The sequence below is a fragment of the Legionella geestiana genome, from assembly GCF_004571195.1.
Taxonomy (GTDB): Bacteria; Pseudomonadota; Gammaproteobacteria; order Legionellales; family Legionellaceae; genus Legionella_B; species Legionella_B geestiana.
The window spans coordinates 380926-403633 of sequence record NZ_CP038271.1 but is presented as its reverse complement, the minus strand read 5'-3'; the positions used below and the strand labels follow the sequence as shown (position 1 = coordinate 403633).

The window sequence follows — 22708 nt, the reverse complement described above, 5'->3', positions numbered from 1 at the left end:
GCTTTCACGTCAAAAAAACCCCCTGTATGATAGCGTTTTTGGGCACGGAGAATATTGTAATGAATACACGCATCGACAAGAATCGCAGTTTGCGCGCGCAAAGAGGCAATGTCCTTACGGCAAAATCGTGGCTGACTGAAGCGGCACTTCGCATGCTTTGCAATAATCTGGATGCTGAAGTTGCAGAAGCGCCGGAATCGCTTGTGGTTTATGGCGGTATTGGACGTGCAGCACGCAACTGGGAGGCGTTTGATGCCATTGTTGACGTGCTGACCCGCCTTGAGGATGATGAGACGCTGCTGGTGCAGTCTGGCAAGCCGGTGGGTGTATTTAAAACGCACCCCGATGCGCCTCGCGTGCTGATTGCCAACTCGAATCTTGTCCCCCATTGGGCAAACTGGGAGCATTTTAACGAGCTCGACAAAAAAGGTCTGATGATGTATGGTCAGATGACCGCAGGCAGCTGGATTTATATCGGTTCGCAGGGGATTGTCCAGGGCACGTATGAGACCTTTGTCTCCGCCGCCAAAAAGCACTATAACGGCAGCCTCCTTGGAAAATGGATTTTGACAGCAGGCCTTGGCGGCATGGGAGGCGCGCAGCCGCTCGCCGCTACCATGGCAGGTGCGAGCATGCTGGCCATCGAATGTGACGAGTCACGCATCCAAAAACGCCTCGCAACGCGCTACCTTGACGTACTCGCTGAAAATCTCGATGAAGCACTTCAGATGATTGATACTGCCTGTCGCAATCAGACACCGATTTCTGTAGCACTCTGCGCCAATGCTGCAGAAGTATATCCAGAACTTGTGCGCCGAAACGCGCATCCCGCCCTTGTAACCGACCAGACCAGTGCGCATGACCCTCTGAACGGGTACCTGCCGCTTGGAATGACACTGACAGAAGCGGCGCATTTGCGTGAAACAGACCCCACTGCCATGGTGGCGCATGCAAAAGAATCGATGGCTGTTCAGTTACGTGCCATGCTTGATTTTCAGGCGCGCGGCATACCGGTGTTTGATTATGGCAATAACCTGCGCCAGATGGCGCTTGAAGCCGGTGTGACACATGCCTTTGATTTTCCGGGCTTTGTGCCTGAATACATCCGCCCGCTCTTTTGTGAAGGGATTGGTCCGTTTCGCTGGGTGGCACTCTCTGGAAATCCGGACGATATTTACGCTACTGATGCCAAAGTGCGAGAGCTCGTTCCGGACAATCCGCATCTGCACCGCTGGCTCGATAAGGCGCGGGAAAAAATCAGTTTTCAGGGTCTGCCGGCGCGCATTTGCTGGCTCGGGCTTAAAGACCGCGCGCGTGTAGCACTCGCATTCAACGAGATGGTGCGCCGCGGTGAATTATCAGCGCCCATTGTTATCGGGCGCGATCATCTGGATTCCGGGTCGGTTGCGAGCCCCAATCGCGAAACCGAAGCCATGATGGATGGCAGTGACGCCGTTTCTGACTGGCCGCTGTTAAACGCGTTGTTAAACTGTGCGAGTGGCGCCACGTGGGTCAGCATTCATCATGGAGGCGGAGTGGGTATGGGATTTTCCCAGCATTCTGGTGTTGTGATTGTGGCTGATGGTACTGATGCCGCTGCCGCGCGACTGAAGCGCGTACTCTGGAATGACCCCGCAACCGGCGTTATGCGCCATGCGGATGCCGGTTACAGCATCGCCAAAAAGTGCGCATCCGATAATGGACTGTGGCTGCCAATGATGCGCGATGAGGAATGAAGGCATGAGCGTTGAAATGTATACAGATGGTGCGTGCAAGGGAAACCCCGGCCCCGGTGGCTGGGGAGTTTTGATGCGTTGTAACGGTCAGGAAAAAACCCTGAAAGGCGCCGAGGCGCACACCACAAACAACCGCATGGAGCTCCTTGCCGCCATTCGCGGCCTTGAAGCGCTCACGCGACCCTGTACGGTAGCGGTCTACACCGACTCCAATTATCTACGTCAGGGGATGACCCAGTGGCTTTCCGGATGGAAACGCCGGGGATGGAAAAATGCGCAGAATGCACCGGTCAAAAATATCGATTTGTGGCAGGCTCTGGATGCGCTTTCCACAAAGCATTCTATAGAATGGCACTGGGTCAAGGGGCATTCGGGGCATCCCGAGAATGAACGTGCAGACGCGCTTGCCAATGAGGCTATCAGTGAAATGATTCTGGAGGATGCACATGCGTCAGGTTGTGCTTGATACCGAAACCACGGGTATTGGTCACGAATCGGGGCACCGGATTATCGAAATCGGCTGTGTTGAGCTGGTTTCACGAAAAATTACCGGTCGCCACTATCATGTCTACCTCAATCCCGAGCGCGAGGTCGATGAAGGCGCTTTTCGCGTTCACGGAATCAGTACGGAATTTCTGCGTGATAAGCCACGTTTCGCGGAAGAAGTCGAGGCGTTTCTTGCATTTGTTGAGGGTGCGGAGCTTGTTATTCACAACGCGGCGTTTGATGTCGGTTTTCTTAACGCTGAACTGAAGCGGCTCAAACGGAAACAACGCATTGAGGATTATTGCACTGTTCTCGATACCCTGATGATTGCGCGTGACAAGCATCCTGGCCAGCGCAACAGCCTCGATGCGCTTTGCAAACGCTACGACATTGACAATTCCAACCGTACCTTTCACGGCGCGCTTCTTGACGCGGAAATTCTTGCACATGTCTATCTGGCAATGACCGGTGGGCAAACGAGTATTTTGTTTGACAAGGTGGAAGAGCGCAGTGCCGTTGTAACTGCCGAGGCTTTCGAACGACCGCTCTCAGTCAATATCCCGGTGATAGCGGCGAGCGAAGAAGAAATGTTTCAGCACGAACAGTTTCTGGCATTTCTTATCAAGAAATCTGGCAAGGAAGGGATTCTCGACGACTGGAAATGATCATTTATTAGTCTATAGTCTTAATTAATGATCAAAAAAGTCGAGGTGACTCATGGATGACGCACGCCACTTGCCCGGTTTTAATCTGCTAAAATCCTTCTGCCTGGTGACTACTCTTTTCTTCGTCAGTTGTGCCAGCGTGATGGCAAACACCTTTATCTTCAATCCACGAACACATTCTTATACAGCAATTAACGATAATGGTCGCGTGGTTAAGTCGGGTCGAGCATCAGGGGGGCGCTCCTGGTGTTCTGATATTCGCCGCTCCTGTCGCACGCCCTCCGGGTACTACCATATCCAAAGCAAAGGGGGCCCCGGCTGCCGTTCAAGCCGCTATCCGGTAGGCAGAGGGGGCGCGCCCATGCCATATTGCATGTTTTTCAGCCGCTATTACGCGATACACGGCTCGCCCGATGTTCCTAACTATAATGCGAGCCACGGATGCATCCGCGTGCGCCCGGCTGATGCGCACTGGCTCAGCAAGAATTTCATTCGAATTGGAACGCGGGTAATCGTTAAACCCTACTAGAACGCATTTATTCCTCAATGCTAAAGGACGATCCGCAGCCGCAGGTGGTTTTAGCCTGCGGGTTACGAATCACAAACTGTGCACCGCCAATGCCTTCAACGTAATCAATCTCCGCACTTTGAAGGTATTGGTAGCTCATGGAATCAATCAGCACACGCACACTGTCGCGCGCATTGGAGCAGGATTTTTCAATCACAAAATCATCATCGTTGATGGTTTCATCAAACGTAAAGCCGTACTGAAAACCTGAGCACCCGCCACCGGTGATATAAACACGCAGACAGAGATTGGGGTTTTCTTCTTCGGTTATCAGTGATGCGACCTTGTCGGCAGCGCTGGTGCTGAATCGGATATCAGCATCCGAAATTTCAGGATTGGTATTCATGCATACTCCAAAAACTCAGTCTATTATAACAAGTATAACCGGCAGCAACGGGATTTAGTATCATTGTACAGAAAAATCGGGTTTACCAGAATGCGTCCATCTGGTATTACTTAAAGGATTATCTAACACAAGGCAGTGAACGAATGCACACGCATCCTGAAAAGGGTAACGGGCTGTTTATCACCAGCATGTTTTCCATGGTGCTCTGTATCGGCCTGCTGCTACTGAGTCTTTATATCATTCCCTACCTCTTCTGGGCCTGGCCCTATGGGGTTCCCAGCATGGTCGTGTTTTTACGCGAGTGGTTTGCCGAAAATTATCAGCTGACGGATAATGGCAGCGCCTGGGCCGTTTTACTCTCATTTTTGGTTCCCGGCATGTTCGCGGGATTGCTGACATGGTACGCTTCCAGTCGCTTTGAGCATCTTGAACTGCTCGATGACCTTGAGCCTGAGGAAGAGGAAAAGCCCAAACGTGATGAATCAACGGCCGAGTCCGCAGGGCTTGGGATGCAGATTCTCTTTTTTATTGTATTGATATTTTTAGGAACGTGGCTCGTTGAGCAATTTATTTCAGCCACCCTTTCCTGATGGAGAATGAAATGATTTTCTTCAAACAACGAGCCATTAGAAAGCTTCAGAAAAAGCTAAAAGCCATGCAGCACTTTCGTGAGCACAACCAGCCTAAAGATGACGTCCTGAAAAAAGAAATGCAGATGTATCACAAGCTTGCAGGCATCTGGAAATCCCTTATTGGCAAAAAGAAATTTCCCTTTGCACAGGATATGGTGGCTGAGTGTCTGCGGGCGAGTGCACGCCTTGATGATACAGAAGCGCAGTATCAGCTGGGGCGCATGTTAATGGATGAAGGGCGCATGCGTGAGGCTTTGCAAAAAGAGGGCCTGTTCGCAAGCGTAGGAAATGAGCGCAAGATGCGTGAATGCTTTGAAGAAGCGCATGCCTTACTCGAAAAATCCCTTGATTTGGGGCATATTGCCGCAAAACGCCTTTCTGGCCTTTGCTTTATCAACGGCTGGGGCGTTGATATGGACCGAGAAAGGGGGTTTGAGCGGGTGGTTGAGAGCATTGAGCAGGAAAAAGCCTGGGATAAACTGCCACAGATTTTCGCAAGCATCGGCCTCAATAAACCGGAATTTTTTGAGGCACTGACGCAGCGTCGCGGACGCAACCAGGGCTAAGCGCCTGCACAAATCGCATCCAGTAATGAACTGGCACCAATTCTGAACCACGAGCTGTCGGGTTTTTTCCCGGCCTTCCATGCCGCAAGCTCAGCGAACCTAAGCGCATCAGCAGGCTCCCGCACCCCACCGGATACTTTAATGCCAGAGGGGGCCTCTGTAACAGCCAGTGCATCGAGCAGCGTAAAAACTGCTTCAAAACTTGCGCCCGCTGCCAACTTTCCAGTGGATGTTTTCAGAAAATCGCATTGAGCATCGAGCACTTTACAGGCAAGCGCGTGCAGCATCTCTAAATCGCTGAAGGCGCCGGTTTCGAGAATAACCTTCAGAAGAACACCTGCGTCACGGCAGCGGGATGAGACTTCGCGCAGTTGAGACAGGGGCTTTTGCGTATCCCCTGAAAGCCAGGCCCGCCACTGAAACACATAGTCGATTTCATCAACCGTGCCTTTTGTGAGCAGGCTGTCAAGAAGTGCCAGTACCACTTTATCGCGGCCTTTACCCTCGGGGAAATTAAGCACAGTCGCGCATGCCACCTGAGTAAGCGGGCGCACCACCTCAACATGCTCCGGCAACACGCACAAAGCGGCGACACGGTTTTCATTGGCGCGCATGCAAAGCCTGTGCAACGCCTCTTCATGCGCGTCCTTTTCGAGGAGTGTCAGGTCAAGCAGCGGAATAAGGTCTTTTTCCGCAAGAATCATGTGATTCTGCAGTGCAAGCTGTGTCATTGCCTCTCTTGCACTATCCAGAAGGTTCACGACAGGCTCGCCATAAAATCTTTTAAAAGCACGCTAAGCTGTTCTGCCGCTTTTGTAGCCGTGGCCACTACAGAGTCATGCGAGTGAGCGGTATCTGCAAGTCCTGTGGCGTAGTTGGTGATGGTCGCGATAACTGCCACCTTCATGCCACAATGATTGGCCACCAGCACCTCTGGCACGGTTGACATGCCAACCGCATCCGCACCAAGGGTACGAAATGCACGAATTTCAGCAGCTGTTTCGTAATTTGGGCCAAGAACCGCGAGGTACACGCCATCATGAAGCGTGATACCGCGCGCACTGGCGAGCGCTTGCAGGTGTTCGCGCACGCCCAAATCATAAGCGTTATCGAGCGGGAGAAAGCGCGGCCCAAAGGTTTCATCATTAGGGCCGACAAGTGGATTCATCGGTTGCAGGTTAATATGGTCGTTAATCAGCATCAAAGAGCCTGGGGGAGCATCCAGTCTGAGCGAGCCGGAGGCATTGGTGGCTATAAAATACTCACATCCAAGCAGCTTGAGAGTGCGAACACAGGTTCTTGTGATGGCATGGCTCTCAGGCCCTTCATATCCATGCGCGCGCCCCTGCAGGAAGACAACGGGCGTGCCGGCGCAAAAACCAAGCGACAGCGTACCGCCGTGTCCTTTGACGGTGACAGAGGGAAAACCTGGCAATTCACTGTAGGGAATGTGCAGGCTGTCTTCGAGTGTTTCTGCAAGGCTGCCAAGTCCTGAACCCAGAACAATACCGACTTTAGGCACAAAACCCGGTCGTCTCGATTGAATCTCCTGCGCTGCCGCATGCGGCAGTGAAAGGACAGGCTGTGTGTGGCTCATGGTTAGGTTCCCCGTGTAATGCTAAAATCAAAGGCCAGCGGCAGAAGTTCATTCATTGTCATGCTTTTGATGACGCCATGACGGTTGCAAAGGTGTACAAGGGTTTCAGGCGTAGAAAATTCATGCAGGCGCTGGCGGCAGCCCCCGCAGGGTGAGCAAAGCGCATCATCCCCGGCAAGCACTACGACCTCGGCAATGTTTTGCTCACCTGCTGCTATCATCTGGCTGATGGCAGACGTCTCCGCACAAACCCCAAGCGGATAAGCGGCATTCTCGACGTTTACCCCGGAAAAGAGCTTTCCGGACGCCGTACGAATACATGCTCCGACATGGTAGCCTGAGTAGGGCGCATACGCATGACTCAGGAGCCGTCTTGCTTCGGTTATCATTGTTGAGACGCTTTCGTTACGCATCCCGCACTCCCTGTATGCTTAAAGGGGTGAGACTATAACGGTATTAGTCTGGTGCTGCAAGGGTGGTTTATAGAGATCCATCGCACCATATACATCGCCATGGTAAGAGGGCGGGGTCCTCTCGGGCTGCGGCTGTAAAGTTTTGTCAGGTGCAGGGGTTATGCCAAAGTCTTCCACACACTGCGCATAGGTGCTGTCTTCTTTTTTTTGTTCATCGGTACTATAGAAGGTGTAGCGAAACCAAAAATAGGCAGCCGCTGCTGCCAGGAAAAAGCCAACTGCCAGCGAGACTCCGAGGACAATCATGGCGGCAGGAGGGAAAACAAATCCGATGGTGGTCGCAATGGCTGTCATCAGACTGAGTCCCACAATACTGCCTGAATAATAGCAGTAGTATTGCTGCCGTTCGTAGATGAAGTCGGGATCATTGGGAGGCGGATTGTTAAGTTTGTGATACTCACCAATCGCCCAGAAGATATTGCTTAAAAAAAACAACCATGAAACCGGTATGATGAGTGACTGAGTGAGAAAGAGAAAACAGCAGCAGATGGTCGCACTGACACCGATAATCGCTGAGACGGCGTGCTGATCGCGAAACTGTGAAAAACCATACCATTTATTCGGGAGAGCAGGGTGGTTGGGCGCAAGCCTGCAGGCACCAAGCCATAGTATATAGCCGAGCGTATAAAAGCCCATGGCCAGTAGATTGCTGATTCCAGACAGGAGTGCAATTGGCAGATATTGCAATTTGGAAGATAAAAACCCAAGGAAAAAGAAAATTCCACTGGCTTTATCCATCCGTTCAGCGTGGCTCACTAAAGTTCCTGAATTAAAAGCGTTTCTTTGCATCTTATCCGATGTGCCTCCGTGCTGCAATGAGAAGTTTGCCCGGACAGATTAGGGCCTGTTGACATTTGGTTGTGCGAAGCGAAAATCACGTTAATTTAGGCCAAATTTTATCTTGAGTGAGGCGAATAGCCGGCTCTATTTAACGAACTCAAGGTAAAATTTGGACAAATTGACGTGGTTTGCAGCCGTGTCACCAATTGTCAACAGACCCTAAGGGTCTTGCGATGGAATCACGCTTCGCGTAGAGTGCGGACTTCAAGGCAAGTCTACGCGCCCATTATGGAAATTATCTGTTTTCTCGCAGGGATGATGTTTTTTTATTTCCATGCGTTACCGCTTTTGCTGCTGCCAATGCTCTGCAGCCTGATTAAACCGGGCATATGGTTTGTTGCAGCATTCCTGCTGGCGCTTGGGTTTGGCTCGGTGCATGAATGGTTCACCCGCCCACAGGGGATGCCCCATGATTCCGTGATTACGCGCGCGAGTCTTACAGGCACCGTGGCTTCGATACCGACAGTCACTCCGATTAAAACCACCTTTGACCTTCAGATCGAAACCTTTAACGGCCAGCAGGCGCAAGCGCGTGCCGCCATCACCTGTCATGGTGTCTGTCCATCGCTTCTAAGCGGTGACACCGTCTCACTGACTGCACGCCTGCGCGTACCACGTCCCGCGGGTAATCCCGCAGGTTTTGATTACCGTCGGTATCTGCAAAGCCATCATGTGGGCTGGACCGGAACAACACGACCAGACAGGTTGAACATTGTTCGCCATGGGCGCCTCTACAGTATCCAGCATTTTCGTCAGACCCTTGCCGCAAAGCTTGCCGAGCGCACGCCAGATCCCGTCAGCGCCGCCATCATGCAGGCGTTGGTTTTTGGCGTTACCGGGTCGCTTGATAAATCGCTGTGGGAACTTTTTCGCCATACCGGTACTACACACCTGATGGTGATTTCCGGGGCACATATTGGTCTTGTTTCGGGGATTATCTACCGGCTTTTCAACTGGTTATGGCGATGGCTGCCATGGTGCGCTCTGTGGCCTGCCCAGCGTGTAGCGAGTATTTTTGCGACACTTTTTGCCTTCGGGTATACCCTCCTTTCTGGTTTTGGGGCACCTGGTGTGCGTGCACTGGTGAGCTGCGTGTGCCTCTCGGTGCAGTTTCTTGGAAACCGGCGCATTGTGGCCTGGCAGTCATGGCGTCATGGGATGCTGGTGGTACTGCTTCTGGAGCCGCATTCGGTTTTGATGCCCGGATTTTATCTGTCATTTTTAGCCGTGGCGGTGCTGATGCTGGCGGCAGCCCTGCTCCCTGAAAAGGGAGTACGCAAATGGCTTGGGCTACAGTTTGCCTGCCTCATGGGGCTGATGCCCGCCTCGATGTACTGGTTTTCAATAGCCACATGGAGCGGAATGGCAGCCAATCTTGTCGCGATTCCGATGGTAGGCATGGCGGTTTTACCCCTGTCGTTTTTAACAGTGCTGGTAATGCCATTTCCAGGGTTTTCAAGGGTTGCTTACGTGAGTGATGCCGTGATTCAGCTTCTGCTCGGGTTTCTCCACCTCATCGACAGGCTGTCTTTTATCAACGTTGAGCAGAGTTTTTCGGGATGGCTTGAACCGCTGTGCCTTACTTTGGCGCCTGTCGTGTGGATACTGTTGCGCGATAAGGCATTGTGCATTCCGATGCTCTTGCTGGGCATTGCCTGTTTTTTTCCGCCTCTGGAGAAGTTACATCCGCAGGAGGCGCGTGTTGATGTCCTCGATGCCGGGCAGGGGCTCGCTGTTGTTGTGCGAACCGCACATCATGTGCTCGTGTATGATACCGGAGCAAAGTTTTGGACGGGGGGTGATATGGGGCGATTTGTCATCATACCGTTTTTGCGCGCCATGGGCGTTAAAAAGCTTGATACGGTGATTGTCAGTCACACGGATTTAGACCATCGAGGCGGGCTCGAGTCATTGGAGTCCGTTTTTCCACCGTCCAGGTTTATCTCGGATAATCCAGCTTTTTATAAGAAAGGGAAGTTGTGTCATACGGTTAAGCCATGGGAATGGGACGGGGTGCATTTCGCTTTTGTGAGGGGAAATGAAGCGTTCCAGGATAAAAATAACCGCTCCTGTGTGCTGAAAGTGAGTGCTAAAGAGAGTTCCATGTTGTTGCCCGGTGATATTGAAGCCCCGGCCGAGCGTATGCTTGCCGCAGTCGCAGGTTCAGGCCTGAAGTCCACCGTGCTGGTGCTTGCGCATCATGGTAGCAAAACCTCGAGCACGGCTACATTTTTGGATGCAGTTGCGCCTGACTATGGCATTATTTCGGCGGGATTTGACAATATCTACCATTTTCCGCATCCATCTGTGACAAAGGCTTTTGAAAATCGCGGCATTCCGATGTATGTAACGGCACGCTGCGGCATGGTGAGTGTTTACCTTGGGCGCGGAAAGCGCGAGCCTGTATGTTTCCATGAGAACCTTGATTGATTAATTAGTGTACTTGCTGTATTATGGCTGACGCATAAAAACGGTGTCTGGGAGTCTGCATGCGCACATCATATTTGGCAGCAAGTCTGCTTTGGGTAATGTCTTTCAACGTATTTGCCGGAATAGAGGCATGTACGGAAGAAACCTGCATGGCCGTGGTAGACGCCGGCAGCACAGGTTCGCGGCTGCATGTGTATGCGTACACCGATGCGCAAAAAGGGCCCATTAACATTCACGAAGTCTATTCTAAAAAAGTGACCCCGGGCTTTGCCACGTTGAGTCCGGATGCCGATGCCATTAATGCCTACCTTGACAATCTAATGCCTCAGGGCAGCAACATGGCGTTGCCATTGTACTTTTATGCCACCGGCGGCATGCGTCTGCTGCCTCCCAATCAACAGGATGCCCGCTACGCTCAGCTGCGCCAGTGGTTTGGCCGCCAGTCAGACTGGAGCTTAAAAGCCGCCCGTACGGTTCCTGGCAAGGATGAAGCGGTCTGGGGCTGGCTTGCGGTTAACTATCAACTGGGCCGTCTGCAAACATCACAGATTGCGCCTGCCGGTGTGCTTGACATGGGCGGGGCATCGGTTCAGATAACGTTTCCGATAGACGCGAAACGTACTGACGCAGAGCAGGACATTGAAACCATTACGGTTTACGGACAGCGCATTACGCTTTTTGCACGCACATTTCTGGGCCTTGGTCAGACCGACATGAGCCACCAGTTTCTGGACGCAGCGGCCTGTTTTCCAAAAGGGTATCCGTTGCCGGATGGGGGACGGGGCGAGGGCGATGCCCGCCAGTGCCGCGATGAAGTCGCACGTCTTGTTAACGATGTACAGCGTGTGAACGTGTTTGTAGAACCCTCGATTTCAAAGGCCATGGTAACGGACTGGTATACGCTGAGTGGTCTTGCGAGTCTCGTTCAGAACCCGCCTTATGCCATCAAGGATGCCACCGCTTTTACCATGGATGATTTGTTGCAGGAGGCGGATAATCGTGCCTGTCAGCGCACGTGGAAAGCCTTAAACGAAGATTATGCCGACAACGGCTACCTTTTCGGAAGCTGCCTGTTTCCAGCGTACTATTATGCCCTGGTAATGGATGGCTACGGTCTTCCAGCCGGCACGCCCATCAATACACTGGCTTCGAGCCTCTCCGGCGACTGGACCCTTGGCGTGGTATTGCATCCCGCCTGAAGAAGAGTATAATTTCGCCTGCGCCGTTGTAGCTCAGTCGGTAGAGCAATTGATTCGTAATCAATAGGTCGGGTGTTCGATTCACCTCAACGGCATGATTAAAATCAATAAGTTATAGTTAAGATTCAACTGATTACCTCTGATTAATGGGTACTTTAGTGGGTACTTATTGAAATTCTCAATTTTCAATCCTGTTTGTTATTGCAAGTTATTAGCTGGTAAAGGCTGTAGTTGACACAAGCTCACAATCACACCGATTTCTTTCGATAAACCAGATAACTATGAGGCTTCCTGTCCAGGCGAAGCAGGCACAAGAATTCATTGTTCCAGTTTGGGAATATATTTGGTTTGGGATTATGAATCATAATGCAGCCAGGGTCATTTTATGGGGGATAAGACGATAATTCGTTGTTGACCTGGCTGCCGAGTGTGGGATGTGGGGTCCTGTTAATCAGACAGAGTCGTGTCTCTGTCTGTTAACCCATTCTTCTATGACGTCATGATGCCAGGATAGCATGGAGTCATTTAGCTTGAATGGTTTTGGGAATTTTCCCTGCACCCACCATCTCCTCAGAGTCATACGGTGACGACCAATAATTTGCTCCACATCTTTGATGAAGAGAACTTGCTGTTTAAATCTGATTTGTTCCATGATTTACTCCTGTGTAACAAGCGATGCCAATAACCTAATGTGCTCGATAAGTGTATTAAGTTAATCATATCGAGTATATGCATTCAACCACAACGTTCAGTTGGCTATATTCTCAGAGCTTTTGAAGGTGGTTCGATTGGAGCCTTTGCCGGATACATAATGCCTGAAAAGGGATCTTCGGATTTAATCTCAAGTATTATTTGAAAAAGGCGTACCAGCTCGATTTCTGAGGAAAAGTCATTGGGAACTGTATTATGGTTGAAGATGGTGCGGATGTGTTTGAGGGGAGAGTTGCTGAGCAACGCGATACTTTTTAAGGAGTAGTTTGCATTTTCACGCAGGTATTGGATGATTCCTCTGTAGATGTGTGCCTTAATGTCCATTTTGAATCCTTTGTTACAATCTTTTGGCAATGAGCAACAAATTGTCCTGCGTCCATTGCAGTGGTACCATTTGTACATGGTAAGAGAGCGTCAATCACTCATTGCCATACAGATGATGAAAGCAGCCACTTTCCTCATCAATCCTTTCAGATGTCCTCTCTGAATGCTCGGCATTATCAAGTAAACTACTCGATTAGTGTATACCCAAAAATGGGTATTTTGTGTTTTTAAAAAGATCATTTTTGATTGCTATAATTACTGCTTGTGTAATGGTGTTACATTTCAGCTTTTTTCTTATAGCTTTTATATGCGTGGTTACGGTATCAGGGGAGAGGAATAACTGTTCCGCGATTGATTTAGGATTGGCTCCCTGTGATACAAGGTATAGGCATTGCAGCTCACGTGGCGTTAACACAGGAAGAATTTTATTCTGTCGATTTGAGATAACGCTTGCCCTGAATTTCTTGTCTTTAAAAAAATCCAAGTGTGCATATTCAGTTAATGTGTCCGTGAGCTCCGGGATCATCTGATCCAGAAACGCGATAATAAATTTCTCAAAGTTCTGATAATTTCTGGAATAGTATTCATCATGGTTCTGCACGGGCATATTCTGGTAGGCCTCGATAATTACGTCGCACTCATAGCATTGTCGAACCATTGCAAAAGCAGTGTACAATTTGTACCGTGAACGCATGACCTCCAGTATTGCCAATTGGGTTTCATCTCGGGGTATTTTGTCTTGAATAAAATACTCTTTGCCGTCATAGATATCGATGGCGTGATCGATATCGGCTCTTTGATATCCTTGGGTACGGTAAGCGATAGCCCAATAGTATAAGTTTGAAATATAAAACCTTTTTCCAGATTTGAATATGATTGAAACTGAAAAATTGGGTATTTCTTCAGGACATGAACATTGTTCCATCAGCTCGTCAATTTTGTGCCGCAAGCGGATAGAGTCAGAAATTTCAGTGAAATCATCCAAATCAACACACACAAGGCCATTCTCATCAATGGCATGCATAAAACTACAACTCCATTAAAATCCATTCAACATAGCCAGCGAGTCAGATAACTATTCATTTCATCTGGTTTTTCCAGCATAGCCAAGTGTCCACATTCATTAATCATGTGAAGTTCAGAATGACGGATATTATCACACAAATGCCGGGAGCGCTCATTCGGCATAACCGTATCATTTTCTCCGGCAATAAGATAAACAGGACAGGTAATTGTTGGGAGAATATCGGATTGATCAGGCTTGTTTATCATGCCTGTCAGTTGATTCTTATAGTTTTCAGCTCCTGTCTGAAAGGCCATTTCTTTCATTAATGGCATAATAAAATGATAAAGATTATGATTATAAAATGAATTTATGAAAATCTTTTTGACCAGAAATTCAAATCTACCTTTTTTGATAAGTTCAATAGAGCGCCGTCGCTCTTCTTTGCCCTGATGACAGATGGCTTTTGCAGAGCAGTTTATCAATATCATTTTACTGACTTTTTCAGGAACCAGTCGATATAGCTCCAATGCAATGTACCCACCCATTGAAAAGGCAACTATTGAGATATCATTGGAAATGCTGGGGACATACCTCTCTGCTATTTTTGCCAACGAGGGCTCATCAGCAATATCCAGATATTGACAGTTATAGTCATTCGAAAATAATGGCTTTTGGAAAACCCATAAATTTTCGGTAGTGAGAGCGCCGCCAATAAAAAGGATGTTTTTCCTCATTGAGCCATTTCAATCAAATATCAAGAAGGGTATTTTACCACCAGACTAGATGTCTCTAAAGAGGTAAATAGCTGTTCCGAGTATGTCGCTGATATTGATATCACTTGATTTAATTGTCGCCCAATTATCATTATTGGCAATTAACTCAAAGTTGCAGGTATCTTGTGATGCTGAAACTTGTTTGTATTTTCTTATAATAACCTCATTTTCCTGAGAAAGTTTTGCAACAACATACCGGCCTGGTTTTGGCTTGGTATTTGGGCTGATAAACAGAAGATCATTGACCCGGATTTCTGGTTCCATGCTGTCATCCGTGATGCAGAGGGCGAATGCATTCTCACCAAGTCTTGACAGCAGTTCCGAGCTTACCGGAATGAAATTCAAGCTTTGGTCATGTTTATGACTCTTAATCTGATTGATATAGCTTGAGAAATTGTAAGCTTGTGAATAACTCAGGACAGGAATAAAAGCCCCAAGACCAGCAACATTATTTGCTTGAACTTCATCTGAAAGACACATCAAGTATGCAGGTGAAACATCGAGCGCTTTTGACAGTTGTTTAATTTCCTGAGGGCCGGGAGTTCTGTCACCGCGCTCGTAATTGTTGATACGGGAAACAGTCAGGTCTTCCGTTAACTCAGCCAGACTTTTCCTGGTTAGATTCTTCGCCATTCTCGCTGCCAGAATTCTTTGCCCTATTTTCTCTTTGATATTCATAGTGATAGTCAAATGATTAATTAAATTGCAACAGTTGACAGTAGCACGAAACGTGTTACCATTATAAAAGCACACAGAAAGAGTAAACACTAACGCTCATTTTGGTAACCATACCACAAGACAAACCCTAAAACGAATTATCAATGGAATGGAGTATGAGTGATTTCAGTATTAACAAGGCCGAGCTCGATGCACTTTGTGGGCTCCCACATCAACAGCAGATTGTGTATTTTCGAGGGATACGCCCTTTTATGGATAGGAAGAACGGTGTCGCTGGAGTTATGCGTCGGATCAGCTACCAGTCAATAGCAGAACAGCTTTATGTTGAACCCCACCAAGGCATCAAGAGCACGACTTATTCTCGCGCACAGATAAGAAGGGCAATCTCCTCTCTTGAACGGGTTGGTCTGGTAGATATTCAGAGTGATGATCAGAGGCTGATTGTGAAGTGTAAATTAGCGACTCTGGGTTATTTTGTCCAAAATAAAGCCGTCACAAACCCGTCACAGAAAGCCGACATACCCACGTATCAGCAACATACTGAATATAATCCGATTTTCGATGACTCACCCCAAAATGCCGACACACCCATACCCCCAAAAGCCGCCATACCTCTATATAAAGAAGATAATTATGTGTGTTTGTTATCCCGCTTTGATCAGTTCTGGCAGCTTTATCCCGAGAAAAAATCCCATGGGGCGGCGAAAGACGCTTTCATGCGCCTTCAGCCGGATGCCTCGCTCTTTACCCGCATCATGCAGGCACTCGACAACCAGATTCACCACCGAAACGCATTGATTGCAGCCGGGCAGTGGCAGCCGAAATGGAAATACGCTGCCAACTGGCTCGCGCAGCGATGCTGGGAAGACGAATTATCACAAGCCGTAACACAGGAGAAGCAGCATGCAGCACGCAGGACAGTTACTCAATCTCACGACCATCAGAGCTGGTACGACCTCTCAGACGACAGCGAGCCAGAAGCCCCAAAAGGCAACGTCTACGACTTCCGACAGCGTAAAGCCGGTCAGTAAGCGCATTGAGCGGCTTTTCAGCCGGTTTGCGGTGATTTACGGGCATCTGTGGCAAAGCCAGTACAAGAGCGAGGCGTTTATCACGTTTGCCAAACGTGAATGGGAAGATGGCCTGCGCCGGTTTGACGACACCATGGTGAACAACGCGATTGAGGCGGCGCGCAGTACGTGTGAGAAGCCGCCGACCCTCTCGCAGGTGATTGAGTTTTGCCGCATGCAGGAGCGGGCTCAAAAGATGTACCGGGATACGCAACCTGCCGAGCGTGCGAGCCCTGAAGTGGCACGCCGTCATCTTGCGAATATCCGAGAAATTTTAAACCAGCCAACAAGGAAAACATCATGCTGATTTTGACAAGAAAGGCCGGCGAGTCGGTCGTGATTGGTGAAGAAGTGTATTGCACCGTGCTCGGCTCTCAGGGAGGCGAGGTGCGACTTGCCTTTGATGCCCCGAGGTCGATGAGCATCCATAGGGATGAAATTCAGCAACGTATTTGGCGCGAGCAGGAGGGGCAGGCGTATCTGGAGGAACTTTCTCCCAAAGAAAGCGTGGTTGACCGCCTTATCAAACGCTTTCGTAAAGCCGCCGCGTGAGGGCACTGATATGGACGTTCTGACGGTCAAAACCCGGGCGTGCGAGAAGCTGGCGCGAGACTTTGGCGACACCCTCGCGAGTGCGCTTGCCGACCCTAAAACCGTGGAAATCATGCTGAACGCCGATGGCAGACTCTGGCAGGAGCGTCTGGGTGAGCCGATGCGGGTAATTGGTACGCTGTCAGCCGCCCGCGCGGATGCGCTGATTCGTACCGTGGCTGGTTTTCACGGCAAGGAGGTGACGCGCCATCAACCGCTGCTGGAGTGTGAACTGCCGATTGACGGTTCACGTTTTGCCGCCCAGTTCCCGCCTGTGGTGTCCTCTCCGGTCTTTGCCATTCGCAAGAAAGCCATTGCCGTGTTTGCACTCGAAGATTATGTGCGTGACGGCATTATGACAGAAACGCAGGCCGAGGCCCTAAAGGACGCGGTAGCCCGTCATCGCAATATCTTGGTGATTGGCGGCACGGGTTCGGGAAAAACCACCCTCACTAACGCCATCATTGGCGAAATGGTGGCGCTGAATCCATCTGAGCGCATTGTCATTATCGAAGATACGGGCGAAATCTGCTGCAAGGCCGAAAACGCCGTGCAGTACCACACGAGCCCGGAAGTTTCGATGACGGCATTGCTGAAAACCACGCTCAGGATGCGCCCTGACCGGATTCTCGTGGGCGAGGTTCGGGGTGCCGAGGCGCTGGATTTACTCGATGCATGGAACACCGGGCACGAAGGCGGGGTTGCCACCCTGCACGCCAACAGCGCGAGGGCGGGACTCACCCGTCTAAAGTCGCTGATTTCAAGAAACACCGCCGCCCCGATAGACATTGAACCGCTGATTGCTGAAGCGGTGCATTGTGTGGTGCACATTGCCCGCACCCGAGCGGGGCGGCGCGTGGAGGACATCCTCCAGATAAATGGATTTGAACAGGGTCATTATCTCACTCAACCTCTGACAAGGAGTACACATGCCAAACGCTCACTATCGCACCTTCATGCTCGCGGGGCTTGCCCTGATGCTGCTGCTGGCTGCTGAACCGTCGCTCGCGGCCAGTACCTCGGGCGGCGGACTGCCGTTTGATGGCTGGTTAACGAAAATCCGCAATTCCATTACCGGTCCCTTTGCTTTTACGGTGGCGATTATCGGGCTGGTGGCGGCGGGTGCGGCACTTATCTTTGGTGGTGACATGAACGGCTTCATGCGCACGCTGATTTTTATGGTACTGGTGCTTTCCTTCGTTGTGGCGGCACAAAACACGTATACCGCGATTACCGGGAAGGGGGCTGAAATCACACCACCAACAGGTGTTGAAGTCGGAGTCACGCCATGAGCCTGCGCACGGTTCCCATCCGCAAAGCCGCCAACCGCCCGAGTCTGTTCATGGGCGGTGACCGCGAGCTGGTGATGTTCTCGGGCCTGCTGGCCGCCGTTCTTGTCTTTGCGGCTCAGGATTGGCGGGCAGTGATTGTGGGAGTCGCGCTGTGGTTTGGCGCGCTCTGGGCACTGCGACTGATGGCAAAGGCCGACCCGATGCTGAGAGCGGTTTACCTGCGCCATCGTAACTATCAGGCGTACTACCCGGCACGTGCAACGCCTTTTCGCCGGCACGGAGGGCCTTACGGATGATGCTTTTAACGACCGCACTTTTTTCGCTGTTCGCCCTCTCGCTGCTGTCGGTTCTGCTCTGGCAGGTGCGCATTGCCAGTCGCGATGTGGCGCTCAAGCGCCATCGCCAGACGCAGGCCGGTTTTGTGGATTTGCTGAACTATGCCGCGGTTGTGGACGATGGCGTTGTGATTGGCAAAAACGGTGCTTTCATGGCCGCCTGGCGGTTTTTTGGAACTGATGCCATGGGCAGCACCGATGCTGCACGGGAAATGGTGGCGTTTCGGATAAATCAGGCGCTGGCAGGCCTTGGCAGTGGCTGGATGGTGCATGTGGATGCCAAACGCAAAGCGGCTCCCCATTACAGTGAACGCCGACTTTCGCATTTCCCGGACAAGGTGTCTGCCGCGGTGGATGAGGAACGCCGCCGGCTGTTTGAGTCGGCGGGGACGCGTTTTGAAAGTGAATTTGTGCTGACGCTCACCTGGTTCCCGCCGGTGATTGCGCAACAGCGTTTTGTCGAGCTGATGTTTGAGGATGCGGCGCAAAAGGTGTCGCGCAAGGCTCAAACTCGCCAGTTGATGGCGGAGTTTTCGCGCCATTGCGCGAACATTGAATCGCGCCTGAGCCTCGCCTTTATCCTGCAGCGGCTCAAAGCCGAGGAAACGGTTCTGCCGGATGGGCAGGTCGCTCTCTGTGAAGCGTTCCTTGAACACCTGCAGTATTGCGCCACCGGCATCCACCAGCCCGTGCTGCTGCCCAAACATCCGATATACCTCGATGCACTCCTTGCCGGTCAGGAACTCTGGGGCGGTGTTGTACCCAAAATTGGACGCCATTACGTGCAGTGCATCGCCATCGAGGGGTTTCCCGGTGAATCGTATCCGGGCATTCTTGGGGCGCTTTCTGAAGTGGCCGTTGCCTATCGCTTCAGTACGCGGTTCATTTTCATGGATACGCACGAAGCCCTTGCGCACCTTGATAAATTCCGTAAGAAGTGGAAACAGAAAGTACGCGGCTTTTTTGACCAGGTGTTTAATACCTCCAGCGGCGTTGTCGATGAAGACGCGCTGAACATGGTGCAGGATGCAGCGGCCGCCATGGCAGAAACCAATTCAGGTCTGGTCGCGCAGGGGTATTACACGGCGGTGATTGTCTTGATGCATGAAAGCCGTGAAGCGCTGGCGCACAGCGCGCGCTTTCTGGAAAAGACGGTGCAAAGCCTGGGCTTTAGCGCGCGCATTGAAACCATCAACACCCTTGATGCCTGGCTTGGCAGCCTGCCGGGGCACGGGGTCGAGAATGTCAGACGCCCGCTGCTCAACACCATGAACCTTGCCGATTTGCTGCCCACAAGTTCCATCTGGAGTGGGGAAAACCGCGCACCGTGTCCCTTATTCCCGGAGCATGCGCCTCCCCTGATGCATTGCGTCACCAGCGGTAACACCCCGTTTCGCCTGAATCTGCATGTCCGCGATTTAGGCCACACCATCGTGTTCGGGCCCACCCGCTCCGGTAAATCCACGCACCTTGCCATGATTGCGCTGCAATGGCGTCGCTATCAGCACGCGCGGATTTACGCCTTTGACAAGGGCCTGTCGATGTATGTAACCTGCAGGGCCACGGGAGGTGCGCATTACACCATCGGCGGCAATACCGAACTTGCGTTTGCGCCGCTGCAGTTTCTGGCCACCCGCTCGGACCAGGCCTGGGCCATGGAGTGGATAGATACCATTCTCGCACTCAATGGGCTCGATACCACCCCGAATCAGCGTAATGAAAGTGCCAAAGCCATTGCCGCCATGCACCAGAGCGGCTCGAAAACCCTCTCGGATTTTACCCTCCTGATTCAGGATGAAGCCATCCGCGAGACCCTGCGGCAATACACCATCGATGGCCTGATGGGGCATCTGCTGGATGCCGAAGACGATGCACTGGGGCTTTCTGATTTCATGACCTTTGAAATCGAACACCTGATGGCGCTTGGGGAAAAGTTCGCGCTCCCGGTGCTGCTCTATCTTTTCCGCCGCATTGAGCAGTCACTGGATGGAAAGCCGACCCTCATCATCCTCGATGAAGCCTGGCTGATGCTGGCGCACCCCGTTTTTCGCAAAAAGATTGCCGAATGGCTTGATTCCATGGCCAAGAAAAACTGCACGGTGCTGATGGCAACCCAGCATCTGTCGCATGCCGCGAACTCCGGCATTCTGGATGTGATTGTGGAATCGACTGCCACGCGCATTTTCCTGCCAAACCTGCACGCCAAAGACCCGGAGGCCGCAAAAGTCTATGGCCAGATGGGGCTGAACCCCCGCCAGATTGACCTCATCGCGAATGCGCGCCCGAAGCAGGATTATTTTCTTGTAAGTGATGCCGGCTGCAGGCTCTATGAGCTGTCTCTCGGCAGACTGGCGCTCGCTTTTGCCGGTGCCACTGACTTGGATTCCATTGAGGCCATCAAAAAGCTTGAGGCCAGACATGGGGATGACTGGGTTGTCCCCTGGTGTGAGCAGAAGGGACTTTCTCTTAACGATTATGGAGTGAGCGCATGAAAACAACACCCGCAAACCCGTGGCTGAACGCGAGACGGACCTGGAACCACCACACCGCAGGCCTTATGAAATCCCTGCAGCTTTGGCAGTTTGTGAGCCTTGCGAGTCTCCTGATAGCCGTCACGGCGGTGTCCGGCATTATTGCGATTGGCAGCCAGTCACGCTTTATTCCGCTGGTATTTCAGCAGGATGCGCAGGGCAACACGCTCTCAGTCACCCGGGCGGACCGTGTTCAGGAGGCGACTGTCGATGACATGCGCACGGCGGTGGCGCATTTTATCGAGAACATCCGCATGGTGACCCCGGATGTTGATTTGCAGCGAAAGGCGGTCCTTCAGGTGTACGCCTACCTCGATGGACAGGATGCAGCAGTCGCGAAGGTTAATCAGTTCTATCAGGACAATCAGGAATCAAACCCCTTTGTACGCGCGGCTACAGAGACCGTCAGCGTCGATATTCGCGCCATTCTGCAACAAAGCGCGCACACCTGGCAGGTGGACTGGATAGAAACCGTCAGAAACCGTGACGGCTCATTGAAAGAAAAGCCTGCCGCCATGAAAGCGCTGGTGACCCTTTATCAGAACGGCGAACTGCTCGATGCCTCCAATCCGACGCTTTTAAGAAACCCGCACCTCTTGCTGGTGCGCGATTTTAACTGGTCCCGCGAAATGACCTCAGGAGTAACCCCATGAACTATAGAGTCCTCATACCCGCCTTGCTGCTGCCGTGCCTGGCGTTCGCCGGTCAGGCGGATGACATGGCCAATCGGTATTTTTCGGATAAAACACTGGCACTGAACGAGCAGGAACAGACTGCGCTTGCCATCGGCAAACGCTGGCAGACTGGACAGGCGACCAGCAAGCCGGTTGCCGGCCGTGACGGTGCTATTAATTAACGCCGTGTGCAACTTTTAATGGATAAGAGAGTGGATGCTTGAAAGGCACAGCATAATTTTGTAAGTTCTTGATTTTCCGACGATCCAGGACTACAAGGAGTATGCTGTGCCGGTTGAGGATTTTATCATTAGTACTTTTTGTTTGATAGATTCCCTTTACAAAAAGGCCGTTATCACAAAGTTGAGAACCCGAGGCTTTGCACCCAGGCTCTCCGATCCCGAGGTGATCACGATAGAGCTGGTTGGCGAGTTTCTCGGGCTTGATACCGATAAGGCAATTTGGTCATATTTCAAGCGACACTGGCAGAATTGGTTTCCCGGGCTTGGAGACAGGACGAGCTTCGCCAGGCAATCAGCCAAGTTGTGGGCCGTTAAGCAAAGCATTCAAAAATTGCTGGCCGGGAAACTGGGTACCTTCAATGACTCACTCCATATGTCTGACGGATTTCCTTTGCCAATTTGTCACTTCAGGCGCGCTAACTTTTCCCGGTTGTTCTCAGAGGCCGCCGCTTATGGCTACTGCGCCTCAAAAAATGAGCGCTATTATGGGTTCAAGGGCAATCTGTTGATTGACTCACAAGGCGTCATTACCGCCATAACCGTCACACAGGCAAACATTGATGAACGAGAGTCCGTCTGGGATAATCTCGACAACGTACAGGGCATGATTATTGCTGATAAGGGATTGATAGGCCAAGATTTTCAGGAACAAATCCGACAACATACGAATGTTACCCTGCAAACGCCTCTGCGCTCCAATATGACAGACCCACGCGGCTCAGATTTTAGCAAGTGGCTCGTATCTACCCGCAGATTGGTTGAAACGGTGATTGGGCAACTGACAGAGCGCTTTCATATTCAAAAAGTCAGGGCTCGCGACCTCTGGCACCTGACCAGCAGAATCGGACGAAAAACCTTGGCGCATACAATTGGATGCTTTCTTAATCACAAGCGAGGGGCAAAATTAACCCAGTTTGATGGACTTGTCGCCCCGTTGTAAGTT

28 protein-coding genes and 1 tRNA gene are annotated in these 22708 nt (G+C 51.2%); 19 read left to right on the top strand and 10 right to left on the bottom strand.

From position 1 onward, the window contains the following. Nucleotides 1–59 precede the first annotated feature (59 nt). The 4 genes from hutU to E4T54_RS01760 are packed head-to-tail and all read left to right on the top strand — an operon-like array spanning nt 60 to nt 3416. Complete coding sequence (gene hutU, locus E4T54_RS01775) at nt 60–1736, top strand: urocanate hydratase (protein ID WP_028386359.1); 1677 nt, start codon at nt 60–62, stop codon at nt 1734–1736. Between the two features lie 4 nt (nt 1737–1740). After that, nucleotides 1741–2202 carry a ribonuclease HI gene (gene rnhA, locus E4T54_RS01770; protein ID WP_028386358.1) on the top strand — a complete coding sequence of 154 codons (462 nt, stop codon included), beginning with the start codon at nt 1741–1743 and terminating at the stop codon, nt 2200–2202. Beyond that, nucleotides 2183–2887, top strand: coding sequence for a DNA polymerase III subunit epsilon (gene dnaQ, locus E4T54_RS01765; RefSeq protein WP_028386357.1), 705 nt, complete (start codon nt 2183–2185; stop codon nt 2885–2887). Before rnhA ends, dnaQ begins: the two co-directional genes overlap by 20 nt. A 52-nt stretch (nt 2888–2939) precedes the next feature. Further along, complete coding sequence (locus E4T54_RS01760; protein WP_081776738.1) at nt 2940–3416, top strand: L,D-transpeptidase; 477 nt, start codon at nt 2940–2942, stop codon at nt 3414–3416. A 7-nt stretch (nt 3417–3423) separates the two neighbouring features. Here the strand turns inward: E4T54_RS01760 and erpA are convergent, their stop codons facing one another. Continuing rightward, nucleotides 3424–3801, bottom strand: coding sequence for an iron-sulfur cluster insertion protein ErpA (gene erpA / locus E4T54_RS01755; RefSeq protein WP_028386356.1), 378 nt, complete (start codon nt 3799–3801; stop codon nt 3424–3426). 143 nt (nt 3802–3944) lie between these two features. Between erpA and E4T54_RS01750 the strand changes: the two genes are divergently transcribed. Together E4T54_RS01750 and E4T54_RS01745 are read left to right on the top strand one after the other, a co-directional pair. After that, entirely contained in the window at nt 3945–4391 is a 447-nt protein-coding gene (locus E4T54_RS01750) for a hypothetical protein (RefSeq protein WP_028386355.1), read from the top strand. A gap of 11 nt (nt 4392–4402) precedes the next feature. Then, nucleotides 4403–4999 carry an SEL1-like repeat protein gene (locus tag E4T54_RS01745; protein ID WP_028386354.1) on the top strand — a complete coding sequence of 199 codons (597 nt, stop codon included), beginning with the start codon at nt 4403–4405 and terminating at the stop codon, nt 4997–4999. Here E4T54_RS01745 and E4T54_RS01740 read toward each other — a convergent pair. From E4T54_RS01740 to E4T54_RS01725, 4 genes are read right to left on the bottom strand one after another with little or no spacing between them, the layout of a single operon-like run. Next, nucleotides 4996–5760, bottom strand: a complete 765-nt coding sequence (locus E4T54_RS01740; RefSeq protein WP_131793750.1) for a deoxyribose-phosphate aldolase — start codon at nt 5758–5760, stop codon at nt 4996–4998. The genes E4T54_RS01745 and E4T54_RS01740 overlap by 4 nt on opposite strands. Beyond that, nucleotides 5757–6596 (bottom strand): purine-nucleoside phosphorylase, encoded by an 840-nt coding sequence (locus E4T54_RS01735; protein ID WP_028386352.1) that lies wholly within the window; start codon nt 6594–6596, stop codon nt 5757–5759. The genes E4T54_RS01740 and E4T54_RS01735 overlap by 4 nt, the downstream gene beginning before the upstream one ends. Nucleotides 6597–6598: 2 nt before the next feature. Continuing rightward, entirely contained in the window at nt 6599–7009 is a 411-nt protein-coding gene (cdd, locus tag E4T54_RS01730) for a cytidine deaminase (RefSeq protein WP_028386351.1), read from the bottom strand. Nucleotides 7010–7027: 18 nt separating this feature from the next. After that, nucleotides 7028–7825 carry a hypothetical protein gene (locus tag E4T54_RS01725; RefSeq protein ID WP_131793751.1) on the bottom strand — a complete coding sequence of 266 codons (798 nt, stop codon included), beginning with the start codon at nt 7823–7825 and terminating at the stop codon, nt 7028–7030. A 312-nt stretch (nt 7826–8137) separates the two neighbouring features. Between E4T54_RS01725 and E4T54_RS01720 the strand changes: the two genes are divergently transcribed. From E4T54_RS01720 to E4T54_RS01710, 3 genes are all read left to right on the top strand, one after another. Then, nucleotides 8138–10339, top strand: a complete 2202-nt coding sequence (locus tag E4T54_RS01720; RefSeq protein WP_028386350.1) for a DNA internalization-related competence protein ComEC/Rec2 — start codon at nt 8138–8140, stop codon at nt 10337–10339. A gap of 59 nt (nt 10340–10398) precedes the next feature. Further along, entirely contained in the window at nt 10399–11538 is a 1140-nt protein-coding gene (locus tag E4T54_RS01715; RefSeq protein WP_028386349.1) for an acetate and sugar kinases/Hsc70/actin family protein, read from the top strand. 22 nt (nt 11539–11560) lie between these two features. Further along, a tRNA-Thr gene (locus E4T54_RS01710) sits at nt 11561–11633 on the top strand. Between the two features lie 356 nt (nt 11634–11989). Here the strand turns inward: E4T54_RS01710 and E4T54_RS01705 are convergent. The 5 genes from E4T54_RS01705 to E4T54_RS01685 all read right to left on the bottom strand — a co-directional run bounded on the left by E4T54_RS01705 (nt 11990) and on the right by E4T54_RS01685 (nt 15030). After that, the gene (locus E4T54_RS01705; protein ID WP_028386348.1) at nt 11990–12190 is read right to left on the bottom strand and encodes a helix-turn-helix transcriptional regulator; all 201 of its coding nucleotides are present in this window, start codon (nt 12188–12190) and stop codon (nt 11990–11992) included. Nucleotides 12191–12294: 104 nt separating this feature from the next. Then, nucleotides 12295–12573, bottom strand: coding sequence for a hypothetical protein (locus E4T54_RS01700; protein WP_065230352.1), 279 nt, complete (start codon nt 12571–12573; stop codon nt 12295–12297). A 193-nt stretch (nt 12574–12766) separates the two neighbouring features. After that, on the bottom strand, nt 12767–13597 hold the full coding sequence (locus tag E4T54_RS01695; RefSeq protein ID WP_051550890.1) for a response regulator transcription factor: 831 nt from the start codon (nt 13595–13597) through the stop codon (nt 12767–12769). Nucleotides 13598–13623: 26 nt separating this feature from the next. Beyond that, a complete protein-coding gene (locus tag E4T54_RS01690; protein ID WP_028386347.1) occupies nt 13624–14313 on the bottom strand; it encodes an alpha/beta fold hydrolase in 690 nt (229 codons plus the stop codon). Between the two features lie 45 nt (nt 14314–14358). After that, a complete protein-coding gene (locus E4T54_RS01685; RefSeq protein WP_028386346.1) occupies nt 14359–15030 on the bottom strand; it encodes a helix-turn-helix domain-containing protein in 672 nt (223 codons plus the stop codon). A 155-nt stretch (nt 15031–15185) separates the two neighbouring features. Here E4T54_RS01685 and E4T54_RS01680 point away from each other — a divergent pair, with 155 nt between their 5' ends. From E4T54_RS01680 to E4T54_RS01640, 10 genes are all read left to right on the top strand, one after another. Further along, nucleotides 15186–16061: a hypothetical protein gene (locus E4T54_RS01680; RefSeq protein WP_028386345.1), complete on the top strand. Its 876-nt coding sequence runs from the start codon at nt 15186–15188 to the stop codon at nt 16059–16061. A gap of 31 nt (nt 16062–16092) precedes the next feature. Further along, complete coding sequence (locus E4T54_RS12170; RefSeq protein ID WP_051550889.1) at nt 16093–16407, top strand: hypothetical protein; 315 nt, start codon at nt 16093–16095, stop codon at nt 16405–16407. Then, nucleotides 16401–16652, top strand: a complete 252-nt coding sequence (gene csrA / locus E4T54_RS01675) for a carbon storage regulator CsrA (RefSeq protein WP_028386344.1) — start codon at nt 16401–16403, stop codon at nt 16650–16652. Before E4T54_RS12170 ends, csrA begins: the two co-directional genes overlap by 7 nt. Before the next feature lie 10 nt (nt 16653–16662). Continuing rightward, nucleotides 16663–17688 (top strand): P-type conjugative transfer ATPase TrbB, encoded by a 1026-nt coding sequence (trbB, locus tag E4T54_RS01670; RefSeq protein ID WP_081776737.1) that lies wholly within the window; start codon nt 16663–16665, stop codon nt 17686–17688. Beyond that, nucleotides 17648–17983, top strand: a complete 336-nt coding sequence (locus tag E4T54_RS01665; protein ID WP_238582789.1) for a TrbC/VirB2 family protein — start codon at nt 17648–17650, stop codon at nt 17981–17983. The genes trbB and E4T54_RS01665 overlap by 41 nt, the downstream gene beginning before the upstream one ends. Beyond that, nucleotides 17980–18279, top strand: a complete 300-nt coding sequence (locus E4T54_RS01660) for a conjugal transfer protein TrbD (protein WP_028386342.1) — start codon at nt 17980–17982, stop codon at nt 18277–18279. Before E4T54_RS01665 ends, E4T54_RS01660 begins: the two co-directional genes overlap by 4 nt. Continuing rightward, complete coding sequence (locus tag E4T54_RS01655) at nt 18276–20810, top strand: VirB4 family type IV secretion/conjugal transfer ATPase (RefSeq protein ID WP_028386341.1); 2535 nt, start codon at nt 18276–18278, stop codon at nt 20808–20810. The genes E4T54_RS01660 and E4T54_RS01655 overlap by 4 nt, the downstream gene beginning before the upstream one ends. Further along, on the top strand, nt 20807–21502 hold the full coding sequence (locus tag E4T54_RS01650) for a VirB8/TrbF family protein (protein WP_028386340.1): 696 nt from the start codon (nt 20807–20809) through the stop codon (nt 21500–21502). The genes E4T54_RS01655 and E4T54_RS01650 overlap by 4 nt, the downstream gene beginning before the upstream one ends. Beyond that, complete coding sequence (locus E4T54_RS01645; protein WP_028386339.1) at nt 21499–21705, top strand: TrbG/VirB9 family P-type conjugative transfer protein; 207 nt, start codon at nt 21499–21501, stop codon at nt 21703–21705. The genes E4T54_RS01650 and E4T54_RS01645 overlap by 4 nt, the downstream gene beginning before the upstream one ends. A 106-nt stretch (nt 21706–21811) precedes the next feature. After that, nucleotides 21812–22705: an IS982 family transposase gene (locus E4T54_RS01640; protein WP_058387092.1), complete on the top strand. Its 894-nt coding sequence runs from the start codon at nt 21812–21814 to the stop codon at nt 22703–22705. The last annotated feature ends 3 nt before the right edge of the window (nt 22706–22708 follow it).

Excerpts from the sequence above, each read along its gene's own strand:
- E4T54_RS01655 (WP_028386341.1), top strand. The coding sequence starts at position 18,276 with ATGATGCTTTTAACGACCGCACTTTTTTCGCTGTTCGCCCTCTCGCTG.
- csrA (WP_028386344.1), top strand. The coding sequence starts at position 16,401 with ATGCTGATTTTGACAAGAAAGGCCGGCGAGTCGGTCGTGATTGGTGAA.
- E4T54_RS01680 (WP_028386345.1), top strand. The coding sequence starts at position 15,186 with ATGAGTGATTTCAGTATTAACAAGGCCGAGCTCGATGCACTTTGTGGG.
- E4T54_RS01705 (WP_028386348.1), bottom strand. The coding sequence starts at position 12,190 with ATGGAACAAATCAGATTTAAACAGCAAGTTCTCTTCATCAAAGATGTG.
- cdd (WP_028386351.1), bottom strand. The coding sequence starts at position 7,009 with ATGCGTAACGAAAGCGTCTCAACAATGATAACCGAAGCAAGACGGCTC.
- E4T54_RS01685 (WP_028386346.1), bottom strand. The coding sequence starts at position 15,030 with ATGAATATCAAAGAGAAAATAGGGCAAAGAATTCTGGCAGCGAGAATG.
- E4T54_RS01715 (WP_028386349.1), top strand. The coding sequence starts at position 10,399 with ATGCGCACATCATATTTGGCAGCAAGTCTGCTTTGGGTAATGTCTTTC.
- hutU (WP_028386359.1), top strand. The coding sequence starts at position 60 with ATGAATACACGCATCGACAAGAATCGCAGTTTGCGCGCGCAAAGAGGC.
- erpA (WP_028386356.1), bottom strand. The coding sequence starts at position 3,801 with ATGAATACCAATCCTGAAATTTCGGATGCTGATATCCGATTCAGCACC.
- E4T54_RS01695 (WP_051550890.1), bottom strand. The coding sequence starts at position 13,597 with ATGCATGCCATTGATGAGAATGGCCTTGTGTGTGTTGATTTGGATGAT.
- E4T54_RS01735 (WP_028386352.1), bottom strand. The coding sequence starts at position 6,596 with ATGAGCCACACACAGCCTGTCCTTTCACTGCCGCATGCGGCAGCGCAG.
- E4T54_RS01665 (WP_238582789.1), top strand. The coding sequence starts at position 17,648 with ATGCTCGCGGGGCTTGCCCTGATGCTGCTGCTGGCTGCTGAACCGTCG.
- trbB (WP_081776737.1), top strand. The coding sequence starts at position 16,663 with ATGGACGTTCTGACGGTCAAAACCCGGGCGTGCGAGAAGCTGGCGCGA.
- E4T54_RS01760 (WP_081776738.1), top strand. The coding sequence starts at position 2,940 with ATGGATGACGCACGCCACTTGCCCGGTTTTAATCTGCTAAAATCCTTC.
- E4T54_RS01700 (WP_065230352.1), bottom strand. The coding sequence starts at position 12,573 with ATGGACATTAAGGCACACATCTACAGAGGAATCATCCAATACCTGCGT.
- E4T54_RS01745 (WP_028386354.1), top strand. The coding sequence starts at position 4,403 with ATGATTTTCTTCAAACAACGAGCCATTAGAAAGCTTCAGAAAAAGCTA.
- E4T54_RS01720 (WP_028386350.1), top strand. The coding sequence starts at position 8,138 with ATGGAAATTATCTGTTTTCTCGCAGGGATGATGTTTTTTTATTTCCAT.
- E4T54_RS01645 (WP_028386339.1), top strand. The coding sequence starts at position 21,499 with ATGAACTATAGAGTCCTCATACCCGCCTTGCTGCTGCCGTGCCTGGCG.
- E4T54_RS01690 (WP_028386347.1), bottom strand. The coding sequence starts at position 14,313 with ATGAGGAAAAACATCCTTTTTATTGGCGGCGCTCTCACTACCGAAAAT.
- dnaQ (WP_028386357.1), top strand. The coding sequence starts at position 2,183 with ATGCGTCAGGTTGTGCTTGATACCGAAACCACGGGTATTGGTCACGAA.
- E4T54_RS01650 (WP_028386340.1), top strand. The coding sequence starts at position 20,807 with ATGAAAACAACACCCGCAAACCCGTGGCTGAACGCGAGACGGACCTGG.
- rnhA (WP_028386358.1), top strand. The coding sequence starts at position 1,741 with ATGAGCGTTGAAATGTATACAGATGGTGCGTGCAAGGGAAACCCCGGC.
- E4T54_RS01660 (WP_028386342.1), top strand. The coding sequence starts at position 17,980 with ATGAGCCTGCGCACGGTTCCCATCCGCAAAGCCGCCAACCGCCCGAGT.
- E4T54_RS01750 (WP_028386355.1), top strand. The coding sequence starts at position 3,945 with ATGCACACGCATCCTGAAAAGGGTAACGGGCTGTTTATCACCAGCATG.